22 protein-coding genes and 2 pseudogenes are annotated in these 20,920 nt (G+C 62.2%); 8 read left to right on the forward strand and 16 right to left on the reverse strand.

Annotation, left to right across the window (positions count from 1 at the left end; all coding sequences use genetic code 11):
- From lpdA to eno, 10 genes are all read right to left on the reverse strand, one after another.
- On the reverse strand, window positions 1-1,419 hold the full coding sequence (gene lpdA, locus IVB22_RS00080) for a dihydrolipoyl dehydrogenase (protein ID WP_247515309.1): 1,419 nt from the start codon (window positions 1,417-1,419) through the stop codon (window positions 1-3).
- A gap of 141 nt (window positions 1,420-1,560) precedes the next feature.
- Window positions 1,561-2,226 carry a pYEATS domain-containing protein gene (locus IVB22_RS00085; protein ID WP_247515310.1) on the reverse strand — a complete coding sequence of 222 codons (666 nt, stop codon included), beginning with the start codon at window positions 2,224-2,226 and terminating at the stop codon, window positions 1,561-1,563.
- Window positions 2,227-2,252: 26 nt separating this feature from the next.
- On the reverse strand, window positions 2,253-3,599 hold the full coding sequence (locus IVB22_RS00090; protein WP_247515311.1) for a pyruvate dehydrogenase complex dihydrolipoamide acetyltransferase: 1,347 nt from the start codon (window positions 3,597-3,599) through the stop codon (window positions 2,253-2,255).
- Between the two features lie 2 nt (window positions 3,600-3,601).
- Window positions 3,602-3,907: a DUF5076 domain-containing protein gene (locus tag IVB22_RS00095; RefSeq protein ID WP_247515312.1), complete on the reverse strand. Its 306-nt coding sequence runs from the start codon at window positions 3,905-3,907 to the stop codon at window positions 3,602-3,604.
- A 6-nt stretch (window positions 3,908-3,913) separates the two neighbouring features.
- Window positions 3,914-5,308 carry a pyruvate dehydrogenase complex E1 component subunit beta gene (locus tag IVB22_RS00100; protein WP_247515313.1) on the reverse strand — a complete coding sequence of 465 codons (1,395 nt, stop codon included), beginning with the start codon at window positions 5,306-5,308 and terminating at the stop codon, window positions 3,914-3,916.
- A gap of 101 nt (window positions 5,309-5,409) precedes the next feature.
- Entirely contained in the window at window positions 5,410-6,429 is a 1,020-nt protein-coding gene (gene pdhA / locus IVB22_RS00105; RefSeq protein ID WP_247515314.1) for a pyruvate dehydrogenase (acetyl-transferring) E1 component subunit alpha, read from the reverse strand.
- Window positions 6,430-6,638: 209 nt separating this feature from the next.
- Entirely contained in the window at window positions 6,639-6,956 is a 318-nt protein-coding gene (locus IVB22_RS00110) for a septum formation initiator family protein (protein ID WP_247515315.1), read from the reverse strand.
- 234 nt (window positions 6,957-7,190) lie between these two features.
- Window positions 7,191-7,745, reverse strand: a complete 555-nt coding sequence (locus IVB22_RS00115) for an NADPH-dependent FMN reductase (RefSeq protein WP_247515316.1) — start codon at window positions 7,743-7,745, stop codon at window positions 7,191-7,193.
- Window positions 7,746-7,914: 169 nt separating this feature from the next.
- Complete coding sequence (locus IVB22_RS00120; protein ID WP_247515317.1) at window positions 7,915-9,051, reverse strand: zinc-binding dehydrogenase; 1,137 nt, start codon at window positions 9,049-9,051, stop codon at window positions 7,915-7,917.
- 48 nt (window positions 9,052-9,099) lie between these two features.
- Window positions 9,100-10,383, reverse strand: a complete 1,284-nt coding sequence (gene eno / locus IVB22_RS00125; RefSeq protein ID WP_247515318.1) for a phosphopyruvate hydratase — start codon at window positions 10,381-10,383, stop codon at window positions 9,100-9,102.
- Between the two features lie 176 nt (window positions 10,384-10,559).
- Here eno and IVB22_RS00130 point away from each other — a divergent pair, with 176 nt between their 5' ends.
- The 7 genes and pseudogenes from IVB22_RS00130 to IVB22_RS41790 form a co-directional block, all read left to right on the forward strand.
- Window positions 10,560-11,552 carry a lyase gene (locus IVB22_RS00130; protein ID WP_247515319.1) on the forward strand — a complete coding sequence of 331 codons (993 nt, stop codon included), beginning with the start codon at window positions 10,560-10,562 and terminating at the stop codon, window positions 11,550-11,552.
- Window positions 11,549-11,923 (forward strand): cytochrome c family protein, encoded by a 375-nt coding sequence (locus tag IVB22_RS00135; RefSeq protein ID WP_247515320.1) that lies wholly within the window; start codon window positions 11,549-11,551, stop codon window positions 11,921-11,923. Before IVB22_RS00130 ends, IVB22_RS00135 begins: the two co-directional genes overlap by 4 nt.
- A 55-nt stretch (window positions 11,924-11,978) precedes the next feature.
- Window positions 11,979-12,443, forward strand: a complete 465-nt coding sequence (queF, locus tag IVB22_RS00140) for a preQ(1) synthase (protein WP_247515321.1) — start codon at window positions 11,979-11,981, stop codon at window positions 12,441-12,443.
- Between the two features lie 171 nt (window positions 12,444-12,614).
- Window positions 12,615-14,201, forward strand: coding sequence for a M48 family metallopeptidase (locus IVB22_RS00145; RefSeq protein WP_247515322.1), 1,587 nt, complete (start codon window positions 12,615-12,617; stop codon window positions 14,199-14,201).
- Window positions 14,202-14,229: 28 nt separating this feature from the next.
- Complete coding sequence (locus IVB22_RS00150; protein WP_247515323.1) at window positions 14,230-14,787, forward strand: hypothetical protein; 558 nt, start codon at window positions 14,230-14,232, stop codon at window positions 14,785-14,787.
- Window positions 14,760-14,883 (forward strand): annotated as a pseudogene (locus IVB22_RS41785) (NADPH-dependent 7-cyano-7-deazaguanine reductase QueF); the annotation flags it as partial. The gene IVB22_RS00150 and the pseudogene IVB22_RS41785, both read left to right, overlap by 28 nt.
- Window positions 14,884-14,895: 12 nt before the next feature.
- Window positions 14,896-15,070, forward strand: a pseudogene (locus IVB22_RS41790) (NADPH-dependent 7-cyano-7-deazaguanine reductase QueF); the annotation flags it as partial.
- A 60-nt stretch (window positions 15,071-15,130) separates the two neighbouring features.
- Here IVB22_RS41790 and IVB22_RS00160 read toward each other — a convergent pair.
- The 3 genes from IVB22_RS00160 to IVB22_RS00170 all read right to left on the reverse strand — a co-directional run bounded on the left by IVB22_RS00160 (window position 15,131) and on the right by IVB22_RS00170 (window position 17,844).
- Entirely contained in the window at window positions 15,131-15,808 is a 678-nt protein-coding gene (locus tag IVB22_RS00160; RefSeq protein WP_247515324.1) for an HAD-IA family hydrolase, read from the reverse strand.
- Between the two features lie 343 nt (window positions 15,809-16,151).
- Window positions 16,152-17,384 (reverse strand): HlyD family secretion protein, encoded by a 1,233-nt coding sequence (locus IVB22_RS00165; RefSeq protein ID WP_247515325.1) that lies wholly within the window; start codon window positions 17,382-17,384, stop codon window positions 16,152-16,154.
- A complete protein-coding gene (locus tag IVB22_RS00170; protein WP_247515326.1) occupies window positions 17,377-17,844 on the reverse strand; it encodes a hypothetical protein in 468 nt (155 codons plus the stop codon). The genes IVB22_RS00165 and IVB22_RS00170 overlap by 8 nt, the downstream gene beginning before the upstream one ends.
- A 173-nt stretch (window positions 17,845-18,017) precedes the next feature.
- Here IVB22_RS00170 and IVB22_RS00175 point away from each other — a divergent pair, with 173 nt between their 5' ends.
- The gene (locus IVB22_RS00175; RefSeq protein WP_247515327.1) at window positions 18,018-18,293 is read left to right on the forward strand and encodes a hypothetical protein; all 276 of its coding nucleotides are present in this window, start codon (window positions 18,018-18,020) and stop codon (window positions 18,291-18,293) included.
- Here IVB22_RS00175 and IVB22_RS00180 read toward each other — a convergent pair.
- The 3 genes from IVB22_RS00180 to IVB22_RS00190 all read right to left on the reverse strand — a co-directional run bounded on the left by IVB22_RS00180 (window position 18,290) and on the right by IVB22_RS00190 (window position 20,750).
- Complete coding sequence (locus IVB22_RS00180; protein ID WP_247515487.1) at window positions 18,290-19,465, reverse strand: MFS transporter; 1,176 nt, start codon at window positions 19,463-19,465, stop codon at window positions 18,290-18,292. The genes IVB22_RS00175 and IVB22_RS00180 overlap by 4 nt on opposite strands.
- 14 nt (window positions 19,466-19,479) lie before the next feature.
- Window positions 19,480-20,331: a 3-deoxy-8-phosphooctulonate synthase gene (kdsA, locus tag IVB22_RS00185; RefSeq protein WP_247515328.1), complete on the reverse strand. Its 852-nt coding sequence runs from the start codon at window positions 20,329-20,331 to the stop codon at window positions 19,480-19,482.
- A gap of 92 nt (window positions 20,332-20,423) precedes the next feature.
- Complete coding sequence (locus IVB22_RS00190; protein ID WP_247515329.1) at window positions 20,424-20,750, reverse strand: NIPSNAP family protein; 327 nt, start codon at window positions 20,748-20,750, stop codon at window positions 20,424-20,426.
- Window positions 20,751-20,920 lie beyond the last annotated feature (170 nt).

Raw genomic sequence — 20,920 nt, forward strand, 5'->3', positions numbered from 1 at the left:
TTACATATTCAGCACGCGCCCATAAGCATCCAGCACGGCTTCCTTCATCATCTCCGACAGGGTCGGATGCGGGAATATCGTGTGCATCAGTTCTTCTTCCGTGGTCTCCAGGTTCATGGCGACCACGTAGCCCTGGATCAGCTCGGTCACTTCGGCACCGATCATGTGCGCGCCAAGCAATTGCCCGGTCTTCTTGTCGAAGATCACCTTGATCAGGCCCTGATCCTCGCCGAGCGCAATCGCCTTGCCATTGCCGACGAACGGGAAGCGGCCGACGCGGATTTCGCGGCCGCCCTCTTTCGCCCGGGCCTCGGTCAGACCGACGGAAGCGATCTGCGGATGGCAATAGGTGCAGCCCGGAATGAGGTTCTTGTCTATGGCATGCGGATGCAGCCCCTTGATGGCTTCGATGCAAACCACGCCTTCATGCTCGGCCTTGTGCGCCAGCATCGGGGGACCTGCGACGTCGCCGATGGCGTAGATGCCGGGAACGTTGGTCTTGCCGTAGCCGTCGATCACGACCACGCCACGATCGGTCTTGACGCCGACCTTCTCCAGCCCGAGGCCTTCGATGTTGCCGACCACGCCGACCGCCGAGATGACCCGCTCGAACTCGACCGTCTGCGGCTTCTTGCCGTCGTCGATGGTGGCGACGACGCTGTCGGCCTTCTTCTCGAGTTTTGTGACTTTGGTGTTGCTGAGGATCTTGATGCCCTGCTTTTCAAATTGCTTGCGGGCGAGACCGGCGATTTCCGCGTCCTCAACAGGGAGGATCTGCGGCAGCACCTCGACCACAGTAACATCGGCCCCCATGGTGTGGAAGAACGAAGCGAACTCGATGCCGATCGCGCCCGAGCCCACTACCAGCAGCGATTTCGGCATCCGCTCCGGCACCATCGCCTCGAAATAGGTCCAGACCAGTTTCTTGTCGGGCTCCAGTCCCGGCAGCACGCGCGGCCGCGCGCCGGTGGCAAGGATGATATGCTTGGCCTGATAGGCACCCTCGCCCAGCGCGCCCTTCGGCGCTTCAACCTGGGACTTCTTCACCGTGACCTTGCCGGGCGCATCAATCGATGCGTCGCCCCAGATCACCGTGATCTTGTTCTTCTTCATCAGGAAGCCGACGCCGTCATTGAGGCGTTTTGAAACGCCCCGCGAGCGCGCCACCACGGCCTTGGGATCGAACGAGACTTTCTCGGCGGAAAGCCCGTAATCCTTGGCGTGCTGCATGTAATGGTAGATTTCCGCCGAGCGCAGCAGCGCCTTGGTCGGGATGCAGCCCCAGTTCAGGCAGATGCCGCCGAGATAGGATTTCTCGACGATCGCGGTCTTGAAACCGAGCTGGGCGGCGCGGATCGCGGTGACGTAGCCGCCTGGGCCGGAGCCGATGATGATGACGTCGAAGGATGTGTCGGCCATGAAGGCTCCGCTTAAACCGAAGAACAGAGGAGACCGAGCACGCGGATTGCATGCGCGATCCATGCGTGGATAAAAGTGGGAACCATCAGCCAGAACGCCATTCGAGATATCCTTGACGCGTCACGATATCCTCCGCTCGAATTATTCGCGCGCCTTCGAAAGCGGAATCCCGAATAAGGGGGCCATCTCTACATCGAGATACCGGTCCATTTCTATCTTTGTTCCGTCGTGGAGTTCAATCTCGGCCATGCATAGGCAAGAGCCATACATCTCTGCTGTCATGGCAAATTGTTCGTTTCCGTTCTCGATTACGTACTTCGCCCCAAAGTCTTGATCCGCGTTACCCCAATGCTCTCCCAGAAAGTAAGTAACTCGCTTCACGTCGTTAAAACGTCCACGCTGCCTGTGTGAATGAAGAAAGACAGACACTCCAAAAACGCGGTACTTATTTTCCTCAAACCTAGCTGGCTCAACAGGCTTGATCGTATGTACGAGCATTAGGTTATTGCGCGAGGAATACACCCGATCTCGTCTAGCAACATCCGCCTTGAGGGCCGAGTCGAGCCTTAGTGCTCCGCTTTCATTCTTGAGCACCTCGCCGCTCAGGGTGATGGTCGCGCCCTTAAGTCTCAACGATCCAAATTCGATATCCGTAGCCGACTCTATTCGTCGCAAAACTATGGTCACAATTTCCTGCAGTCTGTCGCGCAGAAGATAAACGCCACCTACAAGAACCACTGGCCAACTGAAGGGCGCAAGCGCTGTTAGTAAGTCTGCGCCCTGGGAGAGCAACGGCTTGTCAGACATTCGTCCACCAATCTGGTACGGCCAAATTAGACCATCATCATCACGGGGTTTTCGATCAGCTGCTTGAAGGCGCCGATCAGTTCGGCGCCGAGCGCGCCGTCGATGGCGCGGTGATCGCAGGACAGCGTGACGCTCATCATCTGCGCGATCTCGATCTTGCCGGCGCGCACCACGGGGCGCTCCTCGCTGGTGCCAACGGCGAGGATCGTCGCCTGCGGCGGGTTGATCACGGCGGTGAAGTGATTGATGCCGTACATGCCGAGGTTCGACACCGCGGTGGTGCCGCCCTGATATTCTTCCGGCTTCAGTTTGCGGGCGCGGGCGCGCGCCGCATAATCCTTCATCTCGGCGGAAATCGCCGACAGCGTCTTGGTTTCGGCCTTGCGGATGATCGGCGTAATCAGGCCGCCGGGCATCGCGACGGCCACGCCGATGTCGGAATGCTTGTGCTTGAGCATGCCGCCTTCGGTCCAGCTCACGTTGCAGTTGGGAATCCGCTGCAGCGCGACCGCCATCGCCTTGATGACGAAGTCGTTGACCGAGAGCTTGTAGAGCGGCTTCTTTTCCTTGTCCTTCGGTGCTGCGGCATTGATCTCCTCCCGGGCAACCAGGAGCTTGCCGATGTCGCAGTCCATCGTCAGGTAGAACACCGGCACGGTCTGCACCGATGCGGTGAGCCTTTGCGCAATCGTGCGGCGCATGCCGTCATGCGGCACGATTTCGTAGGAGCCCTCCTCGAACAAAGCGAGGATCTGCTTGTCCGACATCGACGGTGCAATGCTCGGGCCGCCCGCGGGCGCTGCAGCCGGAGCCTTCAGGCCCTTGCCGGATTTCGCGCCTTCGACGTCGCGCGCAACGACGCGGCCATGCGGGCCGGAGCCGGTGATGCGCGACAGATCGATGCTGGCGTCCTTGGCGAGACGGCGGGCGAGCGGCGACGAGAAGATGCGGGCGTGGCCGTTGCCCTGCGAAGCGGAAGCCGCCGCCTGCGGCGCCGCGGCCTGCGTCGGCCCGGTTGCCGCGGGTTTTGGCGCGGGCGCGGCGGCAGGTGCCGGTGCGGCTGCCGGTTTTGCGGCAGGCGCTTCGGCGGCCTTTGGTGCCGGCGCGGCCCCTGCTGCCTTCACGTCCTCGCCGTCGCCGGCCAGGACCGCGATGATATCGTTGACCGGCACGTCCTGCGTGCCCTCGGGCACCAGGATTTTTGCAATCGTGCCCTCGTCGACCGCTTCGACTTCCATGGTCGCCTTGTCGGTCTCGATCTCCGCGATCACGTCGCCGGATTTGACCTTGTCGCCCTCTTTCTTGAGCCACTTGGCAAGGTTGCCCTTTTCCATCGTGGGCGACAGCGCGGGCATCAAAATGTTGATCGGCATTGTCAGTGACCCTGTTGCGACCGGGGCGTGGTTGAGCCCATATCGGTCGGCCGGTTGATCTCGGCTTCGAACATGTCGACGATACGCGTCAGCGCCTCGTCTTCGGTGTAACCGCTCTCGCGCGCATAGGCGCGGGCAGCGTGGCGCGCGATATCGACCAGAAGCATGCCCCACAAGTCAGGCTCCTCGAATGCGCGCTGGAACGCGATCGAGAGCCCGCCATCGACGACGAACGCGCGCAGCACTTCGACGGCGTCCTCGCGGCCGATGACGTCGGGCGGCAACGGCTGTTCGTTGGGACCGGCCATATCGACCTACCGATAGGCAACGGCTTTGGCGGCCGCGACCACCTCGGCCACGTTGGGCAATGCGAGCTTTTCGAGGTTTGCCGCATAGGGCATCGGCACGTCCTTGCCGGAGACCCGCGCCACCGGCGCATCCAGATAGTCGAAGGCGTGCTCCATGATGCGGGCGGCGATCTCGGCGCCGACGCCAGACTGCTGCCAGCCCTCTTCCACCGTAACCGCGCGACCGGTCTTCTTCACGGATGCAATGATGGTCTCGGTGTCCATCGGGCGCAGCGTGCGCAAGTCGATCACCTCGGCCTCGATGCCCTCCTTGGCGAGTTCATCGGCAGCCTTCAGCGCATAGGTCATGCCGTTCGACCACGAGATCAGCGTCACGTCCTTGCCCGATCGCACGATCCGCGCCTTGCCGATCGGGATCACGTAATCGTCGAGTTTCGGTACCTCGCCGGTGTGGCCGTACAAAACCTCGTTTTCGAGGAAGATGACCGGGTTGGGATCGCGGATCGCAGCTTTCAAGAGGCCCTTGTAATCGGCGGCCGAGAACGGTGCGATCACCTTCAACCCCGGAATCTGCGAGTACCACGCCGAGTAATCCTGGCTGTGCTGGGCGGCGACGCGGGCGGCCGCACCGTTGGGTCCGCGGAACACGATCGAGCAGCCCATCTGGCCGCCCGACATGTACAGCGTCTTGGCCGCGGAGTTGATGATCTGGTCGATCGCCTGCATGGCGAAGTTGAACGTCATGAATTCGACGATCGGCTTCAGCCCTGACATCGCAGCACCAACGCCGACGCCGGCAAAACCGTGCTCGGTGATCGGGGTGTCGATCACGCGCCGCGCGCCAAACTCCTGTAGCAGGCCCTGTGTCACCTTGTAGGCGCCCTGATACTCGGCGACCTCTTCGCCCATCACGAACACGTCGCCGTCGCGACGCATCTCCTCGGCCATCGCATCGCGCAGCGCTTCGCGGATGGTCTGGGTGATCATCTCGGTGCCGGCAGGGACTTCCGGATCGGGCTCCGCGACGACTGCGGCCGGGGCGGATGGCGGTGCCGAAATCATCGGCTTGCCCTCGCCGACCGGCGAGCGGGATTCCTCGACTTCCTTCGCAACATTGGGCGCCGCGGCGGGCGCCTTGCCGAGATCGGCGGCGCTCTCGCCGTCGGACAAAATGGTCGCGATCGGCGTATTGACGGCGACGTCGGCGGTGCCTTCGGGGATCAATATCCTACCGAGCGTGCCCTCGTCGGTCGCCTCGACTTCCATCGTCGCCTTGTCGGTCTCGATCTCGGCGATGACATCGCCCGACTTGATCGTCTCGCCTTCCTTCTTCAGCCACTTCGCAAGGTTGCCCTTTTCCATGGTGGGCGACAGCGCAGGCATCAGCACTTGAATGGGCATATCGGCTCCCGAAATCACTCGTCAGTTGGTTCTGCGCTCGTTTGGTTGGAACGTAGCCAGAGTCGCAAAACCGGTCCCGCTTTTGCGATATATTTGTTGAATTACCTGTAGACGTCGGTCCAGAGCTCGGACGCATCGGGCTCGGGATCGCGCTGGGCGAAATCCGCCGACGCGTTGACGATCTCGCGCACCTCGGCGTCGATGGCCTTCAATTCCTGCTCGCTGACCTTGGCGGCCAACAGGCGGTTGCGAACCTGCTCGATCGGGTCCTGGTCGGTGCGGATCTTCTCGACCTCTTCGCGGGTCCGGTATTTGGCCGGGTCCGACATCGAGTGACCGCGGTAGCGGTAGGTCTGCATTTCCAGGATGAACGGCCCCTTGCCGGCGCGGCACCAGGCCACCGCCTCGTCGCCCGCGGCCTTCACGGCGCGGACGTCCATGCCGTCGATCTGCTGGCCCGGAATGTTGAAGGAAGCGCCGCGCTTGGAAAAATCGGTCAGGGCCGAGGAGCGCGTCACCGAGGTGCCCATGGCGTAGCGATTGTTCTCGATCACGTAGATCACCGGGAGCTTCCACAGCTCCGCCATGTTGAAGCTTTCGTAGACCTGGCCCTGGTTGGAAGCGCCGTCGCCGAAATAGGCGACGCTGACGAAATCATTGCCGCGGTAGCGGTTGGCGAAGGCCAGACCCGTCCCGAGCGAGACCTGGGCGCCGACGATGCCATGGCCGCCGTAGAAATTCTTTTCCATGCTGAACATGTGCATGGAGCCGCCCTTGCCCTTGGAATAGCCGCCGCGACGACCGGTGAGCTCGGCCATCACGCCGTTGGCGTCCATGCCGCAGGCCAGCATGTGGCCGTGGTCGCGGTATCCAGTTATGACCTGATCGCCCTGCTTGAGGGCCATCTGCATCCCGACCACGACAGCCTCCTGGCCGATGTAGAGATGGCAGAAGCCGCCGATTGCGCCCATGCCGTAGAGCTGGCCGGCCTTTTCCTCAAAGCGCCGGATCAGCAGCATATCCCGCAGCGCCGCCAGTTCCTGTGCCTTGGTGAATTCCGGTGGGGATGCGTTTGCCTTTTGCCCTGATTCCTTTTCGACGCTTTTCTTGGGTGCGGCCATGGCAAATCCGGATGAGAGAGACGATCAGCCCTCTCTAACCCAAGTCAAACCGGCGTGAAAGGATTGCGTGCGCTGGAGAAAATATTGCTATGCCGCACTGCAGCGCGGCGCGACATTTTCGAAATCGATTTCGCGTTTTTTTGAAATTTGCGGACCAGCGTGCGGACGTCAAGCCAACGACGACGGTGTCCATGACACCGGTTTGACAATCAGTTCGGCTTGATGGTTCGGATCAGGTCCCGCGGATTGGCGTAGTCGAGCTGGAAGCGCGCGCGCTCGTCCAGCATATCAGGATCGACCCGGTTGGACCGCAACAGCGAAACCCGCTGCTCGCCCTGCGCCCGCTCCCGCTTCAGCCGCGCCAGCTCCGAGGTCAGCGCGACGATCTCCTGATCGAGTTCCTGGCGCGCGTTCAGCCCGTATTTGCCGGTATAGGCGTTGACACCGAAATAGCCGACCATCAGCGCCGCCATCGTGTAGAGGGCGAGGCCTGTCAGAATGGATTTTAGGCGCGTGCGGGAGACCATGGCGCTAAGATGCGACGGTCGGGTTAATGGAATCCTAAGACGGCGGGTGTGAGCGACGAGGACCCCGCCCTCTTCCCGTCATTGCCTGCGACAAACGCGAAGCGTTTGCGCAAGGGAGCGACAGCGACGACTTGTCCGCCGTAGCTCGAAGAGCGAAGGCGGAAGCAATCCATCTTTCGGTTATGCCGCGCTATGGATTGCTTCGCTTCGCTCGCAATGACGGCGAGAGAGCGGTTACTTGTTCTGCTTCTCGATGAACGCCGCGAAGGCATCGATATATTGCTGCAGCACCTTCTGCACCGCTTCCTTGGTGAGCTGGCCCTTGTCGTCGAAAGCGTCGCCGACACCGTTGAGATAGATTTCGGGCTGGCCGAGGATCGGGCCGGCAATACCCGGCAGGATGTTCTGCAAATGCTTGGCCGCGTTGACGCCGCCGAGCGCGCCCGGGGAATTGCTGATGATGCCAACGGGCTTGCCGAGGAACGAGCTCTTGCCATAGGGACGCGAGCCGACATCGATGGCGTTCTTCAATACGCCGGGGATCGAGCGGTTGTATTCCGGCGTCACGAACAGCACGCCGTTCGATTTCTGCAGCTTCTCGCGGAACGCCAGCCAGTCGGCCGGGGGTGCGGCTTCCAGATCCTGGTTGAAGAAGGAAATATCGCCGAGCGTCGTGACGTCGAGCTTCAGCGAAGCCGGCGCCAGTTTTGCGAGCGCGTTGGCGACCTTGAGCGAAAAGCTCTCTTTGCGAAGACTGCCGACGATGGTGACGATGGTATGGGTGGCCATTGGATATCCCTTGTGAAGCAAAAGCGCCGGGCGCACTTAAGCCAGATCGACAAAAAGATGCAAGTGCATCAACTTATCTTTATGACCGGCTCGGGAGAATTCCCTGCTCCCCATACAAAAAACAGGCCGCCTGAAGGGCGGCCTGTTCGCGCAGATAAACACGGGCAGGTCAGCCCTTGCTCGGGTTGATCAGGAATTTCTCGCCGGTGGAGCGCTTGTTGTAGATCGCGATGTTGGAGAGCTGCAGCGTCTCCTGCAACGACACCACTTGCGTGTAATGGCTGGCAAAGGTGGTCTTGAGTTCGGACGCGACGCGCTGGCGCAGCCGGCCGATTTCGGCGGGGCCGATCTTCTGCAGGAACGGCGTCAGGAGCCAGCCGCCGACGCCCCAGGTCAGGCCGAACGCCCGGCTCAATTCGGTCGGACGGTTATCGAGGCTGCCGTAGATGTAGACCTGCTTGTATACGTTCGAGCCGTAGCGGCTGTATTCCTTGGCGGTCTTGTTGGCTGCGATCTCCATGCAGGTGAGGATCTGCCCCGCGAGCTTGCCGCCGCCGATGGCGTCGAACGCAATCGTTGCGCCGGTTTCCACCAGCGCGTTGGTCAGATCGTCCATGAAGCTATCTGCGGTGGAATCGACGACATGTTTGGCGCCGATCTTGTGCAGGATATCCGCCTGCTCCTTGCTGCGCACGATGTTGACGAGGCCGATGCCGTCCTTGATGCAGATCTTGTTGAGCATCTGCCCGAGGTTCGACGCGGCTGCGGTGTGCACCAGCGCCTTGTGATTTTCGCGCCGCATGGTCTCGGTCATGCCGAGCGCGGTCAGCGGGTTGACGAACCATGACGCGCCGTCGGCCGGCGTGGTGCCTGATGGCAGCTCCATGACGTCCCGCACCTTCATGGTGCGATACTGGGAGTACATCGCGCCGCCGATCATCGAGACAGTCTTGCCCATCAGCGCCTTGGCGGCATCCGAGGATCCGGTCCTGATCACGACGCCGGCGCCTTCATTGCCCACCGGGAGCGACTGATCGAGCCGCGCCGCCATCATCCGCAGGGCGGCTTCCGGCATTTTTGCGGTGACCACGGGAGCGTCCGTGCTGCCTGAAACCTTGGCGGTCGACATGTCGGCCGGGCCGATCAGGAGTCCGAGATCGGACGGGTTGATCGGCGTCGCCTCGACGCGGACCACGACTTCGTCGTCGGCCGGCTCAGGCGTCGGGATATCCACCAGCGACAGTTCGAGTTCGCCGCTCTTCTTGAGCAGCGAACGCAGTTGCAGCCCGCTATTGCCGTCGCTCATCGCACGTCTCCCCCGATTGTGTTGGTTATATCTGGATACGCTGACGCGTTACGCCAGAGCCTTCAACGCCGCCTTCCCTGCATATTTCGCCTGCTCGCCGAGCTGCTGCTCGATGCGCAGCAGCTGGTTGTACTTGGCGGTGCGGTCGGAGCGCGCGAGCGAGCCGGTTTTGATCTGGCCGCAATTGGTGGCGACCGCGAGATCGGCGATGGTGGAGTCCTCGGTCTCGCCCGAACGGTGCGACATCACGGAGGTGTAGCCGTATTTGTGCGCCAGTTCGACGGCGGCGAGCGTTTCCGTCAGCGTGCCGATCTGGTTGACCTTGATCAGGATCGAATTGGCGCGGCCGTTCTTGATGCCGTCGGCAAGCCGCGTGACGTTGGTGACGAACAGGTCGTCGCCGACGAGCTGGCACTTCTTGCCGATCAAATCGGTCAATTCCTTCCAGCCATCCATGTCGTCCTCGGACATGCCGTCCTCGATCGAGACGATCGGATAACGCGAGACGAGATCGGCGAGATATTTCGCCTGCTCGGAGCGCGAGCGCGTCTTGTTCTCGCCGCTATAGACGTAAGCGCCGTCCTTGAAGAACTCGGTTGCCGCGCAATCGAGGCCAAGCATCACGTCGCTGCCCGCCTTGTAACCGGCCTTTCCAATTGCGCTCACCACGAATTCGAGCGCGGCGTCTGCCGACGGCAGGTTCGGCGCAAAGCCGCCCTCGTCGCCGACATTGGTGTTGTGGCCGGCCTTTTTCAGCTCGCCCCGCAGCGTGTGGAAGATTTCCGAGCCGCAGCGCAGCGCTTCGGCGAAGCTCGCAGCGCCCACCGGCAGGATCATGAATTCCTGGAAGTCGATCGGATTATCGGCATGCGCGCCGCCGTTGATGATGTTCATCATCGGCACCGGCAGCGTCCGCGCCGAGGTGCCGCCGACATAGCGATAGAGCGGCATGTCGAAGGATTCGGCCGCCGCCTTGGCGCAGGCCAGCGAGACGCCGAGGATGGCGTTGGCGCCGAGCCGGCTCTTGTTAGGTGTACCGTCGAGATCGATCATGATCTGGTCGATCTGCACTTGTTCCTCGACGGCCTGATCGCTCAGCGCCTCGAAGATTTCGCCGTTGACCGCCTCGACCGCCTTCTGCACGCCCTTGCCGAGATAGCGCTTCTTGTCGCCGTCCCGCAGCTCGACCGCCTCGTGGGCGCCGGTCGAAGCACCCGATGGCACCGCCGCGCGGCCGATCGAGCCGTCTTCCAGCACCACATCGACTTCAACGGTGGGATTGCCCCGGCTATCGAGAATTTCGCGGCCAATGATGTCGACGATGGCGGTCATGTCTTGCACTTTCCTGGGATGGTGGGTCAGGTTTCGGGGGCGTCTTACACGGCAAGCAAGCAAATGTGAACGCTTCGGCTGTGGCCTTTTCCGAACTATGGAGGCGGGTCAGGATAGACTGCTTCAAGGTTGATCTCAGCGTCCAAACCTTCACGTTCACAAGTCGGGGTAACGCAATGAATCGCCGCAAGTTTCTTGGAACCGCCGCCGCTGGAATCCTCGCTGCGCCCGCCCTCCTGCGCCACGCGAACGCCCAGGAAGGTCCGTTCCGCGTCAAATACTATCCGGTCACCTCAGGCATGGGCTCGCGCGACACCACCCCCGCTCCCGATGGCTCGATCTGGTTCTGCGGCCAGCGCAACGGCACGCTGGGCCGCCTCGATCCGCGCGACGGGTCCTACAAACTGGTCGATCTCGGCAAGGGCGCGGCGCCCCATGGCGTCATCATCGGTCCCGATGGCGCGCCCTGGGTGACCGAGGGCGGACAGAACGCGATCGCGCGCGTCGATCCCGGTGATCACAAGGTGACGCTGTTCCGCCTGCCCGAAAATGAGACTTACGCCAACCTCAACACCGCCGTGTTCGACAGAGGCGGCATCTACTGGTTCACCGGCCAATCCGGCATTTACGGCCGGCTCGACCCGAAATCGGGCGACATGGCCGTGTTCAAGTCGCCGCGCGGGCGCGGCACCTACGGCATGACGGTCACGCCGAAGGGCGATATCTGGTACGCCTCGCTCGCAGGCAACCACATCGCCAAAATCGACACCGCTACCGGCAATGCGACCGTGGTCGAGCCGCCGACGCCGAATCAGGGTGCACGGCGGGTGTGGTCGGATTCGAAGGGTCGCATCTGGGTCAGCGAGTGGAACAGCGGCAATGTGTCGGTTCACGATCCCGCCGACGGCTCCTGGAAGGCCTGGAAGCTGCCCGGCAGCAATCCGCGCACCTATGCCGTCTATGTCGACGACAAGGACAAGGTCTGGGTCACCGATTTCGGGGCGAATGCGATCGTGCGCTTCGATCCCGTGACGGAAAAGTTCAACGCGTTCCCGAGCGACAAATCGGGCGCGAATGTGCGCCAGCTCGACGGCCGGCCCGGCGAAACCTGGGGCGGCGAATCCGGCAATGACCGCCTCGTCGTGATTCAGACGGTCGCGCCTGCGTGAGATCGTTCGCCGTCCTGCTGCTGTTGTCCCTTCTCCTGCCCGCTTCCTCCGCCGCGGAGGAAGACGGCGCGCGGGCGTTCACGCCCTGCCGCGCCTGCCACAGCCTCGATCCCGCAGAGCGCGGCCTGCCCGGCCCCAATCTTTCAGGCCTGATCGGCCGCGCCGTCGGCGGAGCCGCGGAATTCGACTATTCGCCGGTGCTGCGCAAGGCGCGCGAAGACGGGCTGCGCTGGGATGCAAAGCGCCTGGAGACCTTCCTCGCCGATCCCGCTGCGATGTTTCCGGGGTTGTGGATGTCGATCCGCGGGATCGAGGATGCCGCCGAACGGCAGGCGCTGGTGCGGTTTCTGGAAGATCCTGCCTCGCGCTAGCGGTTGACGGCCACGCTGGTTGCGTCCATGTCAGCCATCGCAAAGGACGATCATGATGGCCAAAAAATCTTTGAATAAATCATTGCAGCTCGGTCGCGCCGTGGAATGGCCGGACAGCCCTGAAAAGGCGCAGCTCGACCGCGTGCCCAATCCGCAAGCGGATACCAATTATCTGGTTCGTTTCACCGCGCCGGAATTCACCTCGATCTGCCCGGTGACGGGCCAGCCTGATTTCGCGCATCTTGTGATCGACTATGTGCCGGGCCAGTGGCTCCTGGAATCCAAATCGCTGAAACTCTATGTCGCGAGCTTCCGCAATCACGGCGCGTTCCACGAGGATTGCACGGTGATGATCGGCAAGCGGATTGCCGCCGAGATCAAGCCGAAATGGCTTCGCATCGGCGGCTACTGGTATCCGCGCGGCGGCATTCCGATCGACGTGTTCTGGCAGACCGGCAAACTGCCCAAGGGCATGTGGGTGCCCGACCAGGGCGTCGCGCCCTATCGCGGGCGCGGGTAAGCACGCAACAATCAGCAGCGTGCACTCGCAGCGGACCTCCGAGAACTGTTTAAGCTCGAGGGGCCGAAAGGTAAGACGCGCTGCCACGATCCACATATTCGTTCAAGCACACGCAGGAAAGTCGTATAGTGCAATCTAATCTTTTCTAATTGCGACAAAGGGAGGAAGGCCATGCGGAAGTCTCTCCTCGGGTTTACCATCGCGGCTATTGCCCTATCGACATCTCAGCCGCTGTTTGCGCAAGATGATGTGGATCAGCAGCTTGGTAGCGTGCACTTCAAAACCTCTTGCAACGACGTGGCGCAGCGCCGCTTCGATCGCGCGATGCGCTATCAGCACTCTTTTTGGTACGTCAACGCCAAAGAAATCTTTGACGAAGTCATCAAGGCCGACCCCACATGCGCTATGGCATATTGGGGCATCGCGCTTACACTGATGGACAACCCGCATGCAGCAATCCCGCGGCCGAACCTCGCGCCCGGCCTTGCCGCCATCACGACGGCCAAGGAAATCGGGGCCAAGACCGAGCGCGAACGCGACTATATCGACGCGCTTATGGTGATGTACACGGATTACGACAAAGTTCCGCACGCCCAGCGCATGCGCGCCTTGCGCGATGCCCAAGCGCAAGTCGCAGCGAAATATCAAGATGACGACGAGGCCCAGATCGCCTACGCGATTACGCTCAACACCTCGGCGGACCTGAATGACAAGACCTATGCGCAGCAGGCCAAGGGCGCCGCAATTCTGGAGCCAATGTCGGTACGGCTGCCGAAGCATCCAGGCGTAACGCACTACCTGATCCATCTCTATGATTATCCGGCAACCGCGCAAAAAGGCCTCGACGCCGCCAACCGCTACGCCAAGATCGCGCCGGCCGCGCCGCACGCCCAGCACATGCCGTCGCACATTTACACCCGCGTCGGGTACTGGAAGGAATCGATCGACTCCAACGTCGCCTCCGTAAAGGCAGCCAAGACCGAGAAGTCGGTCGGCAATTATCTGCACGCCCAGGATTATATGGTTTATGCCCACCTTCAGCTTGCCCAGGACCAGCAGGCGCGCGCCGTCATCGACGACATGGCAAGGGAGACCGACTTCAAGGCCACGGTCGCGGCCGCCGACTACGCGCTGGCGGCTTCGCCGGCCCGCTATGCGATCGAGCGCGGTGACTGGGATGCCGCCTCGCAACTGCCCGTCAGGCCGAGCGGCTTGAACTTCGCGATGGCAACCTCACACTTCGCCCGTGCCATCGGCGCCGCACGCTCTGGCAAGCCCGAAGCCGCCAAGGCCGACGTCCAAAAGCTCGCAGAATTGCGCGACAAGTTGCGCGAAGCCAAGGATAATTATTGGTCGGAGATCGTCGACGTCCAGCGTCAGGTGGCTGCTGCCTGGGTGCTTCACGCGGAGGGCAAATACGATGAAGCTCTCAAGGCCATGAGCGCTGCAGCGGACGCTGAGGACAAGACCGAAAAGCATGTGATCACGCCAGGCCCGCTGGCGCCGGCGCGCGAGCTTTACGGCTTCATGCTGCTCGATCGCAACCTGGCCAAGGAGGCGCTTGCGGCCTTCGAGGCCACCAAGGCCAAGGAGCCGAACCGCTTCCAAGCTTACGCAGGCTCCGCCAAGGCCGCTGACACGCTCGGTGACAAGGCTGCGGCGCGACAGAGCTATCAACAACTCATGGCGCTGACGGCAAACGCCGACGCGGAGCGGCCGGAACTGGCGGCGGCGAAGAAGTATCTCGCCAGCAACTAGTCCAACCAGAAACTGGAACGGTGGTGCAATGAGGGTGGGTCGTGTCGCCATTGTCGCAGCGTCGCTGGGAAGTATCCTGGCGGCGGTGCTGGCATGGTCCGGTCTGCCACGGCACACGGCCGCAACTGCGACCGCGCCGGTATGGACCGAGATAGCCTGGCCCTTCCCCAACGATCCGTGGGGCAAAGGAAAGGCGTTCCGCTGCAGGGCTGCGGACTGTGGTGCCGAAGTGAACGTTTATCTGCGCGCCAAGATTGGCTTTTGCAATTGCACGACTGGCGTAGCCGATGACGATGATGTGGACCGCATGGGAGATATTGTTCTCGTCGGCGAAGCCTCGCCGCTCGGCACCAGTCGTCCAGTCAGAATTGCGTCGATGGAAGGTCGCAGCCGCGCTTACACGCTCAACGCTCGTAATCCGCCTGGCAAGACGGCGATATCGGTCGTTTTTAGGGAACGCTGCGATATGATCGCAGCGACGGCTGTACTCGGTCACGACCGGCCGGTAGCTATCGAGCCCAGCGTGATCGAGTTCCTCAATGGCAGCACTGTGATGCGCTGGGCCGAGATCACGCTTGGCCTCTAATACCTCGAGAAGGCAAAGCTCGACCGCCTGCCCAATCCGCAAGCCGGCACCAATTCTCTGGCCTGCTTCACCGCGCCGGAATTCACTTCGATATGCCATGTCGCGGGCACGGTCTTGATCGGCAAGCAGATTGCCGCCGAGATCAAGCCGAAATGGCTTCGCATCGGCGGCTACTGGTATCCGCGCGGCGGCATTCCGATCGACGTGTTCTGACAGACCGGCAAATTGCAAGGGCATGTGGATGCCCGACCAAGGCGTCGCGCCCTATCGCGGGCGGGGATGAACCATCGCATGTCCCGGCCCTCGGATCCGGTCGGCACTTCGCAAAAGCGCCAGTGGCGGATCAGAGGTCAGGATCGAACCAGAAGTTGTCGGGTAGATCAGTTAGATCATCAGTGACGCTGGCTGCGCCCGTGAAATCCTCGTCTCGAAAGTACAGGCTGCGGGTAATCAGGACCGGGGCGCCGACGGAGACCGCTGCAACCAGCCCGTTGCGAGAGTCCTCGATGGCCAGGCAAGACGCGGCAGGCAGACCGAGAGCGTCGAGAGCCGCATGATAGGCGTCCGCTTCCGGCTTTTTGTTGGGCACGTCGTCCCCGGCAACGATCACATCGAAATTCTGCTTCCAGTCTGGTCCCAGATTTCGGCTCAACAATGCGCCAATATTGTCCCGCGACGTGGTCGTAACGATCGCCAGCCGTAATCGCCCATCGCGGGCTCGAAGGATCAGGTCGGCTACTCCCGGTCGCAGTCCGCAAGCGCCGCTGCCAACCAGTTCCGCATATCTGCGCGTCTTGAAGCGGTGCAGCTCGTTGATGCGGCTATCTGACAGATCGAAGCTATCCTCGGGCAGCGACTCCACAAAATACCGGATCCGCTCTTTTCCACCTGCGATCCGCAGCAGCCTGCCGTAAGTTGCGACATCCCAGTTCCACGGCAGATCGAAATAGCTGAAAGCTTCATTGAATGCGCGTCGATGAAATTCCTCGGTCTCCGCCATGGTTCCGTCGACGTCGAACATGATCGCCCTGAATCGATTCAAGTTGGCCTCGCTCCCATGCTGCACAAGCGTCCTCGGAGATCGGCCGCGCTAGCGCCGACCATCACCGCGACTCCCGACAGGCGAAGCCGAGGCATCCAGTCGCGGCGTGGCTTCCGGCGAAACATCCATGCCCGATGCCCGTTCGAAGATCGCGAAGCGAAATTGACCCACGCGCCCTGGAATTGCGACTTTGAAATTCTAATGGACAGCAAAATTTTTTCTTATGCTTGTTCAGCGCTTCGCGCTCAACCTGCATCAGTGATCGAATCCAATGCGGAAACGCGCGGGGTTGGCACGCTTTCGACGGTTCGCGGCGGGCAGCTCAATGCCCGCTCAGCACCAGCGTCTTGACCGGCAGCAGCAGGGCCTGAATCCGCAGCAGCATCGCGTGCACGATTCCGGTGGCATCGACGACGTGCAACGCGAAGCTCTTGAACGCGCTGAGCTGCCCCGAGGCAATGCGGTCGTGGTTGCTGGTATAGGCATTGGCAACGCAACTGCTGCCGGGCGTCACGCCCTCCAGCCCGCCCTTGTAGAGCGGCTCCATATAGACGAGGACCGTGCCCGGGCGCACGGTGTTCTGCGCGTCGATCAATTGCTCGCCGCCCCTGAACTGGCCTGCCGCGATGTAATCCTGGACGCCCGTTATCACCATCGGAATGATGGTCCAGGGCTTTGAGATGCAGGTGGCTTCGGCGACCATTCCGACCTTCATGACCTGCGCTTCGATTTGCCCAAACCCCGCCACCAGCGCGCGCCGTCCGGCGCCCTCGGGAATCAGGATACCGGCCGACCGTATCATCGGATTGACGACATCGCCCGGCCGCAGCAGGAATTGTTCGACGCGGCCATCGAAGCCGGCGCGGACAAAGGTCTTGTCCAGATCAACCTGCGCTTCCGCCAGCGCTGCCTCGGCACTTGCCTTCTCGGCCGGCAAAAGCGCGCTCACGCGCACCGAGGCGGACTGCTTGGCGGCGGTCGCGGCATCGACGGAGCCCTGACGGCCGGCAACGGCCACTTCGAGTTTCTCGATATCCCGCTGCGGCACGATGCCCGGATTGCGTTTCTGCAACTCGCGCTTCACATCCAGTTCGTCGTTCGCTTGCTGCAGCGCGCCCTTGGCCTCCTGAAGCTGGCCTTCCGCCTTCAGGATATCGGCCTCCGCTGCCAGCTTGGCGGCGTCGATCTCGGCGATCTTGCGCCTGGCCGTTTCCAGCGACGCCTGCTGCTTTGAATTGTCTAGCCTGAAGATCACATCGCCCTTCTTGACGGGGGCACTCAATTCAACGTGCACCTCCGCCACCCGGCCGTTGGTTTCGGGAAGAATAGGTACGGTGCGATAGAACAACGTCGCGGTCGACGTCGACGGGTGATAGTAGAAGATCATCGTGATCAGGGCGACCGTGAGCATCAGGCAGGCGATGATGCCAAATCGCAGTTCGAACCAGACCGAAAAGAGCGTGATCTCCTTGCCGATCCGCTTGCCCTGCCGGTAGCGGCGGTAGAGGTAGTCCGGAAATATCGTCAGCAGCGAGCAGAGGAGCAGTTCAAGCATGGCCGTGCACCTCGCTCTTGGCGCCACCGGCCTTCTCGATGCGGGCCTTGGCCTCGTCAGTTGCGGCAGCGTGCGCAGCCTTCTCGACTGGGGGCTCGGTTGAGTCCTGTTCAGGCGGCACGCCCGCCATCTTTTCGACCGATCCGGCGATCCTGCGCAGCGGCGTGCCGAAGTCCGGCAGATCAATCATGGCAAGAAGCAAACCGGCTATCCAAAACAGGTGGATGTGGGTGAAAAGCGCGAGCAACCCCAGAACCGCCACGATCTCGAACTGCAGCTTCTGCGATTTGTGCGCCATTCGCTCCGGCAGCGTGTGCAGATGCAGATAGATGTTGCCGACGGCCAAAATGGCGAGAAGAAGGAAAATGCCGACCGCAATCATCAGCACATCGCTCTCACCCGGGGCGGCGATGAATCCCGGCAGATGATGGGGCGCGGCGGGATGAAGTGACTCGGTCACGGCAATCCTCTCGTTCGCAATGGACATCAACGCAATGGGTCACGCGACCGGTTCGATCTTTTCACACTGTGAAAACTTGGCAAGCACTAAGGCGCGGCGTGCTGCAGCGCGGGCGAGGTTGACTTCAGCTCCATTTTCTTGAACCGAGTGGCTCCTGCGACCGACCACCGCACATGCAAAATGCCTTCTCCGCCATTCTCGGGCTGATTGCCCCGGTTTTTCTCGCCGCAACGATCTCGAACGCAACAGCCGCACCGCCGGCACGGACGGCAGAGGATCGCTACATCGTCGCGCGAGACGCGGCCATCGAGAAAATCTCCGCCATCTACGATGCCCGCAATTCGGATGACGCGGCGCGAAAAGTGGAGGAAGCCGCGACTGCCGACCTCGGCGCGCAGATGCGCGCTATTCTCAATGAGTCCGCACGCGGTCTGCGGCAGGCCAGCTAGGTTGCCGCCGCGTCCGCCGGCCGCGTCTGGCGCAGCAGCTTCGCGCAGGCAAAGCCGAGCGCGATCATGACGGCTGCTGCGGCAAGCAAGGTCGGGACCTTGCCGGCATGCTGGATACCGAAACCATAGGCGATCGGGCCGATGGTCTGGCCCATGAAGAAAAAGAACGCGTGCAGCGACAGCGCGGTCGCGCGCGCCTCCGCCGATAATTCGCTGGCGAAGACCTGCAGACTGCCGTGGATCATGTAGAACCCCCAGCCCATAAAAATCAGGCTGAGCGTTTGCAGCCTCCATTCCGGCCCGATGGCCACCGCGATGAGCTGCACGCCGACCATGGCCGCACCGCCGATCATCATCCCGTTGACGCCGATCCTCGGCAAGAGCCGCGACACCGTCATGGTGTAGAACAGGCCGCCGACGGCGAAGCCGGCGATGACGATGCCGGCGATCGACAGCGAGGTTTCACCGAGTTCGAACAGGAAGGATGCGAGGAACGGAAACAGTCCGAGCACGCAGCAGCCTTCGATGAACACGGCCCCGTAGCAGATGCGCGCATTCGGGTTCGTGAAAATCGTGCGATAGCCTTGCATGAGGGCTGACAGGCCTGTGCGCGGCGGACGCGTCAGCGCGGCACCGCGAAACCCGGCCGCCACCGCGATCGAAGCCAGCACCACAAGAACGCCGAGCACGGCGAGCACGCCGCGCCAGCCGAGGAAGTCGCCGATCAGGCCGGACGCGGAGGCCCCCAGCAGATTTCCCGTCATCGCGCCCGCCAGCGTGCGACCGATCGCGACCTGGCGTTTTTCCGGGCCGACGAGATCGCTGGTCAGGCTGAGTGAGACCGGAAATACGCCGCCGGAGCCGATGCCGGCGAGAATGCGGCTTGCGAACAGCAGCGGGAACGAGGTCGCCATCGCGCCGAGAATGTTGGCAAGCCCGAGCAGCACCAGGCAGACGATCATCAGCCGCGCCTTGCCGAACATGTCGGCCATGGCGCCGAGCACCGGCTGGATGATGGCAAAGGTAAAGGCGAAGGCGGCGGCGAAACTGGCGGCGGTGGCGATGCTGACGGAAAAATCCTCGGCCACGTGCGGCAGCACCGGATCGAGCGCGCGGGCGGACAGGGCTGCAGAAAAGGTCGCGAGTGCGATGATGTTGAGCGCCGGCGGCATGCCGCTGCTGGCGGTCACGGCGAAGCGTTCTTGGCCAGCGCGTCGAATTCCATCAGCCGCTTCACCAACGCTTCGAACTCGCGCAGCGGCACCATGTTGGGTCCGTCCGACGGCGCGCGATCGGGATCGGGATGGGTTTCGATAAACACGCCGGCGACGCCGACGGCCACGGCCGCACGCGCGAGCACGGGCACGAATTCGCGCTGGCCCCCGGATGAGGTGCCCTTCCCGCCCGGCTGCTGCACCGAATGGGTGGCGTCGAAAATAACCGGCGCCCCCGTCGTCTGCGCCATGATCGGCAGCGCACGCATATCAGACACCAGCGTGTTGTAACCGAACGAGGCGCCGCGTTCGGTCACCAGCACATTTGGATTGCCACCGCCGGTGATCTTGCTGACTACGTTCGTCATTTCCCACGGCGCGAGGAACTGGCCCTTTTTTACGTTGACGACCTTGCCGGTCGCGGCGGCCGCGAGCAGCAGATCCGTCTGACGGCACAGGAACGCCGGAATCTGCAACACGTCGACCGCTTGCGCGGCTTCCGCGCATTGGGCGGCCTCATGGACGTCGGTCAGCACGGGCAGTCCGAGGGAAGAACGTATCTCGGCGAAGATCGGCAGCGCCTGCGTGAGCCCGATGCCGCGCGCGGCAGAGCCACTGGTGCGGTTGGCCTTGTCGAAAGAGGTCTTGTAGACGAGGCCGACCTTGAGCCGGCCGGCGATCTCTTTCAGTGCGGAAGCCACCTCAAGCGCATGCGCGCGGCTCTCGAGCTGGCACGGCCCGGCAATGATCGAAATCGGCAGGTCGTTGCCAAATTTGACCGGGCCGACCGAGACGACCGGGGCTGCATCTACTTTCGCGTTCAAGGGATTTTCCTTCGTGTTGGCGCGGACCATGCCGGTCCGCGCTTCCAGGATCAACCCCGTTTATCCCCGAATATCAGGGTTGCGCCGCCGCCCTATTTTACCGCGGAGAACGCCGTCGGCACCAGCAATTGGCTGACGATGTTGTCGATGATCTGGCCATCCTCCTCGCTCTTGGCGCGGCCGGCGATCCAGTCGGGGTCGGACTGAAATGCGGTCCATTTCTTCTCGCGATCGGCCAGCGAGTCCCACGCGACGAAATAGGTCAGTTCTTGGTTGGAGGTGCCAATCAGCGTGGTGAAGAAGCCGGCCTGCTTGATGCCGTGCTTGTCCCACAGTTTCAGCGTCAGCGTATCGAAGCGCTTCATCAGCGCCGGCAGGCGCCCCGGCAGGCAGCGATAAACGCGCATTTCCATGATCATCGACTTTGCTCCCAAGGTTATTGTTCTTGCGGAAGCGGTTTGTCGCAACAATTGGCGCGTTCGTCAAAGGTGTAGCGGCAGGGCAGTCGTAGGGTGGGCAAAGGAGCGAAGCGACGTGCCCACCATTCCATCCAACATGCGGTGAGATGGTGGGCACGCTGCGCTTTGCC

The organism is Bradyrhizobium sp. 190 (genome assembly GCF_023073415.1).
Lineage (GTDB): Bacteria > Pseudomonadota > Alphaproteobacteria > Rhizobiales > Xanthobacteraceae > Bradyrhizobium.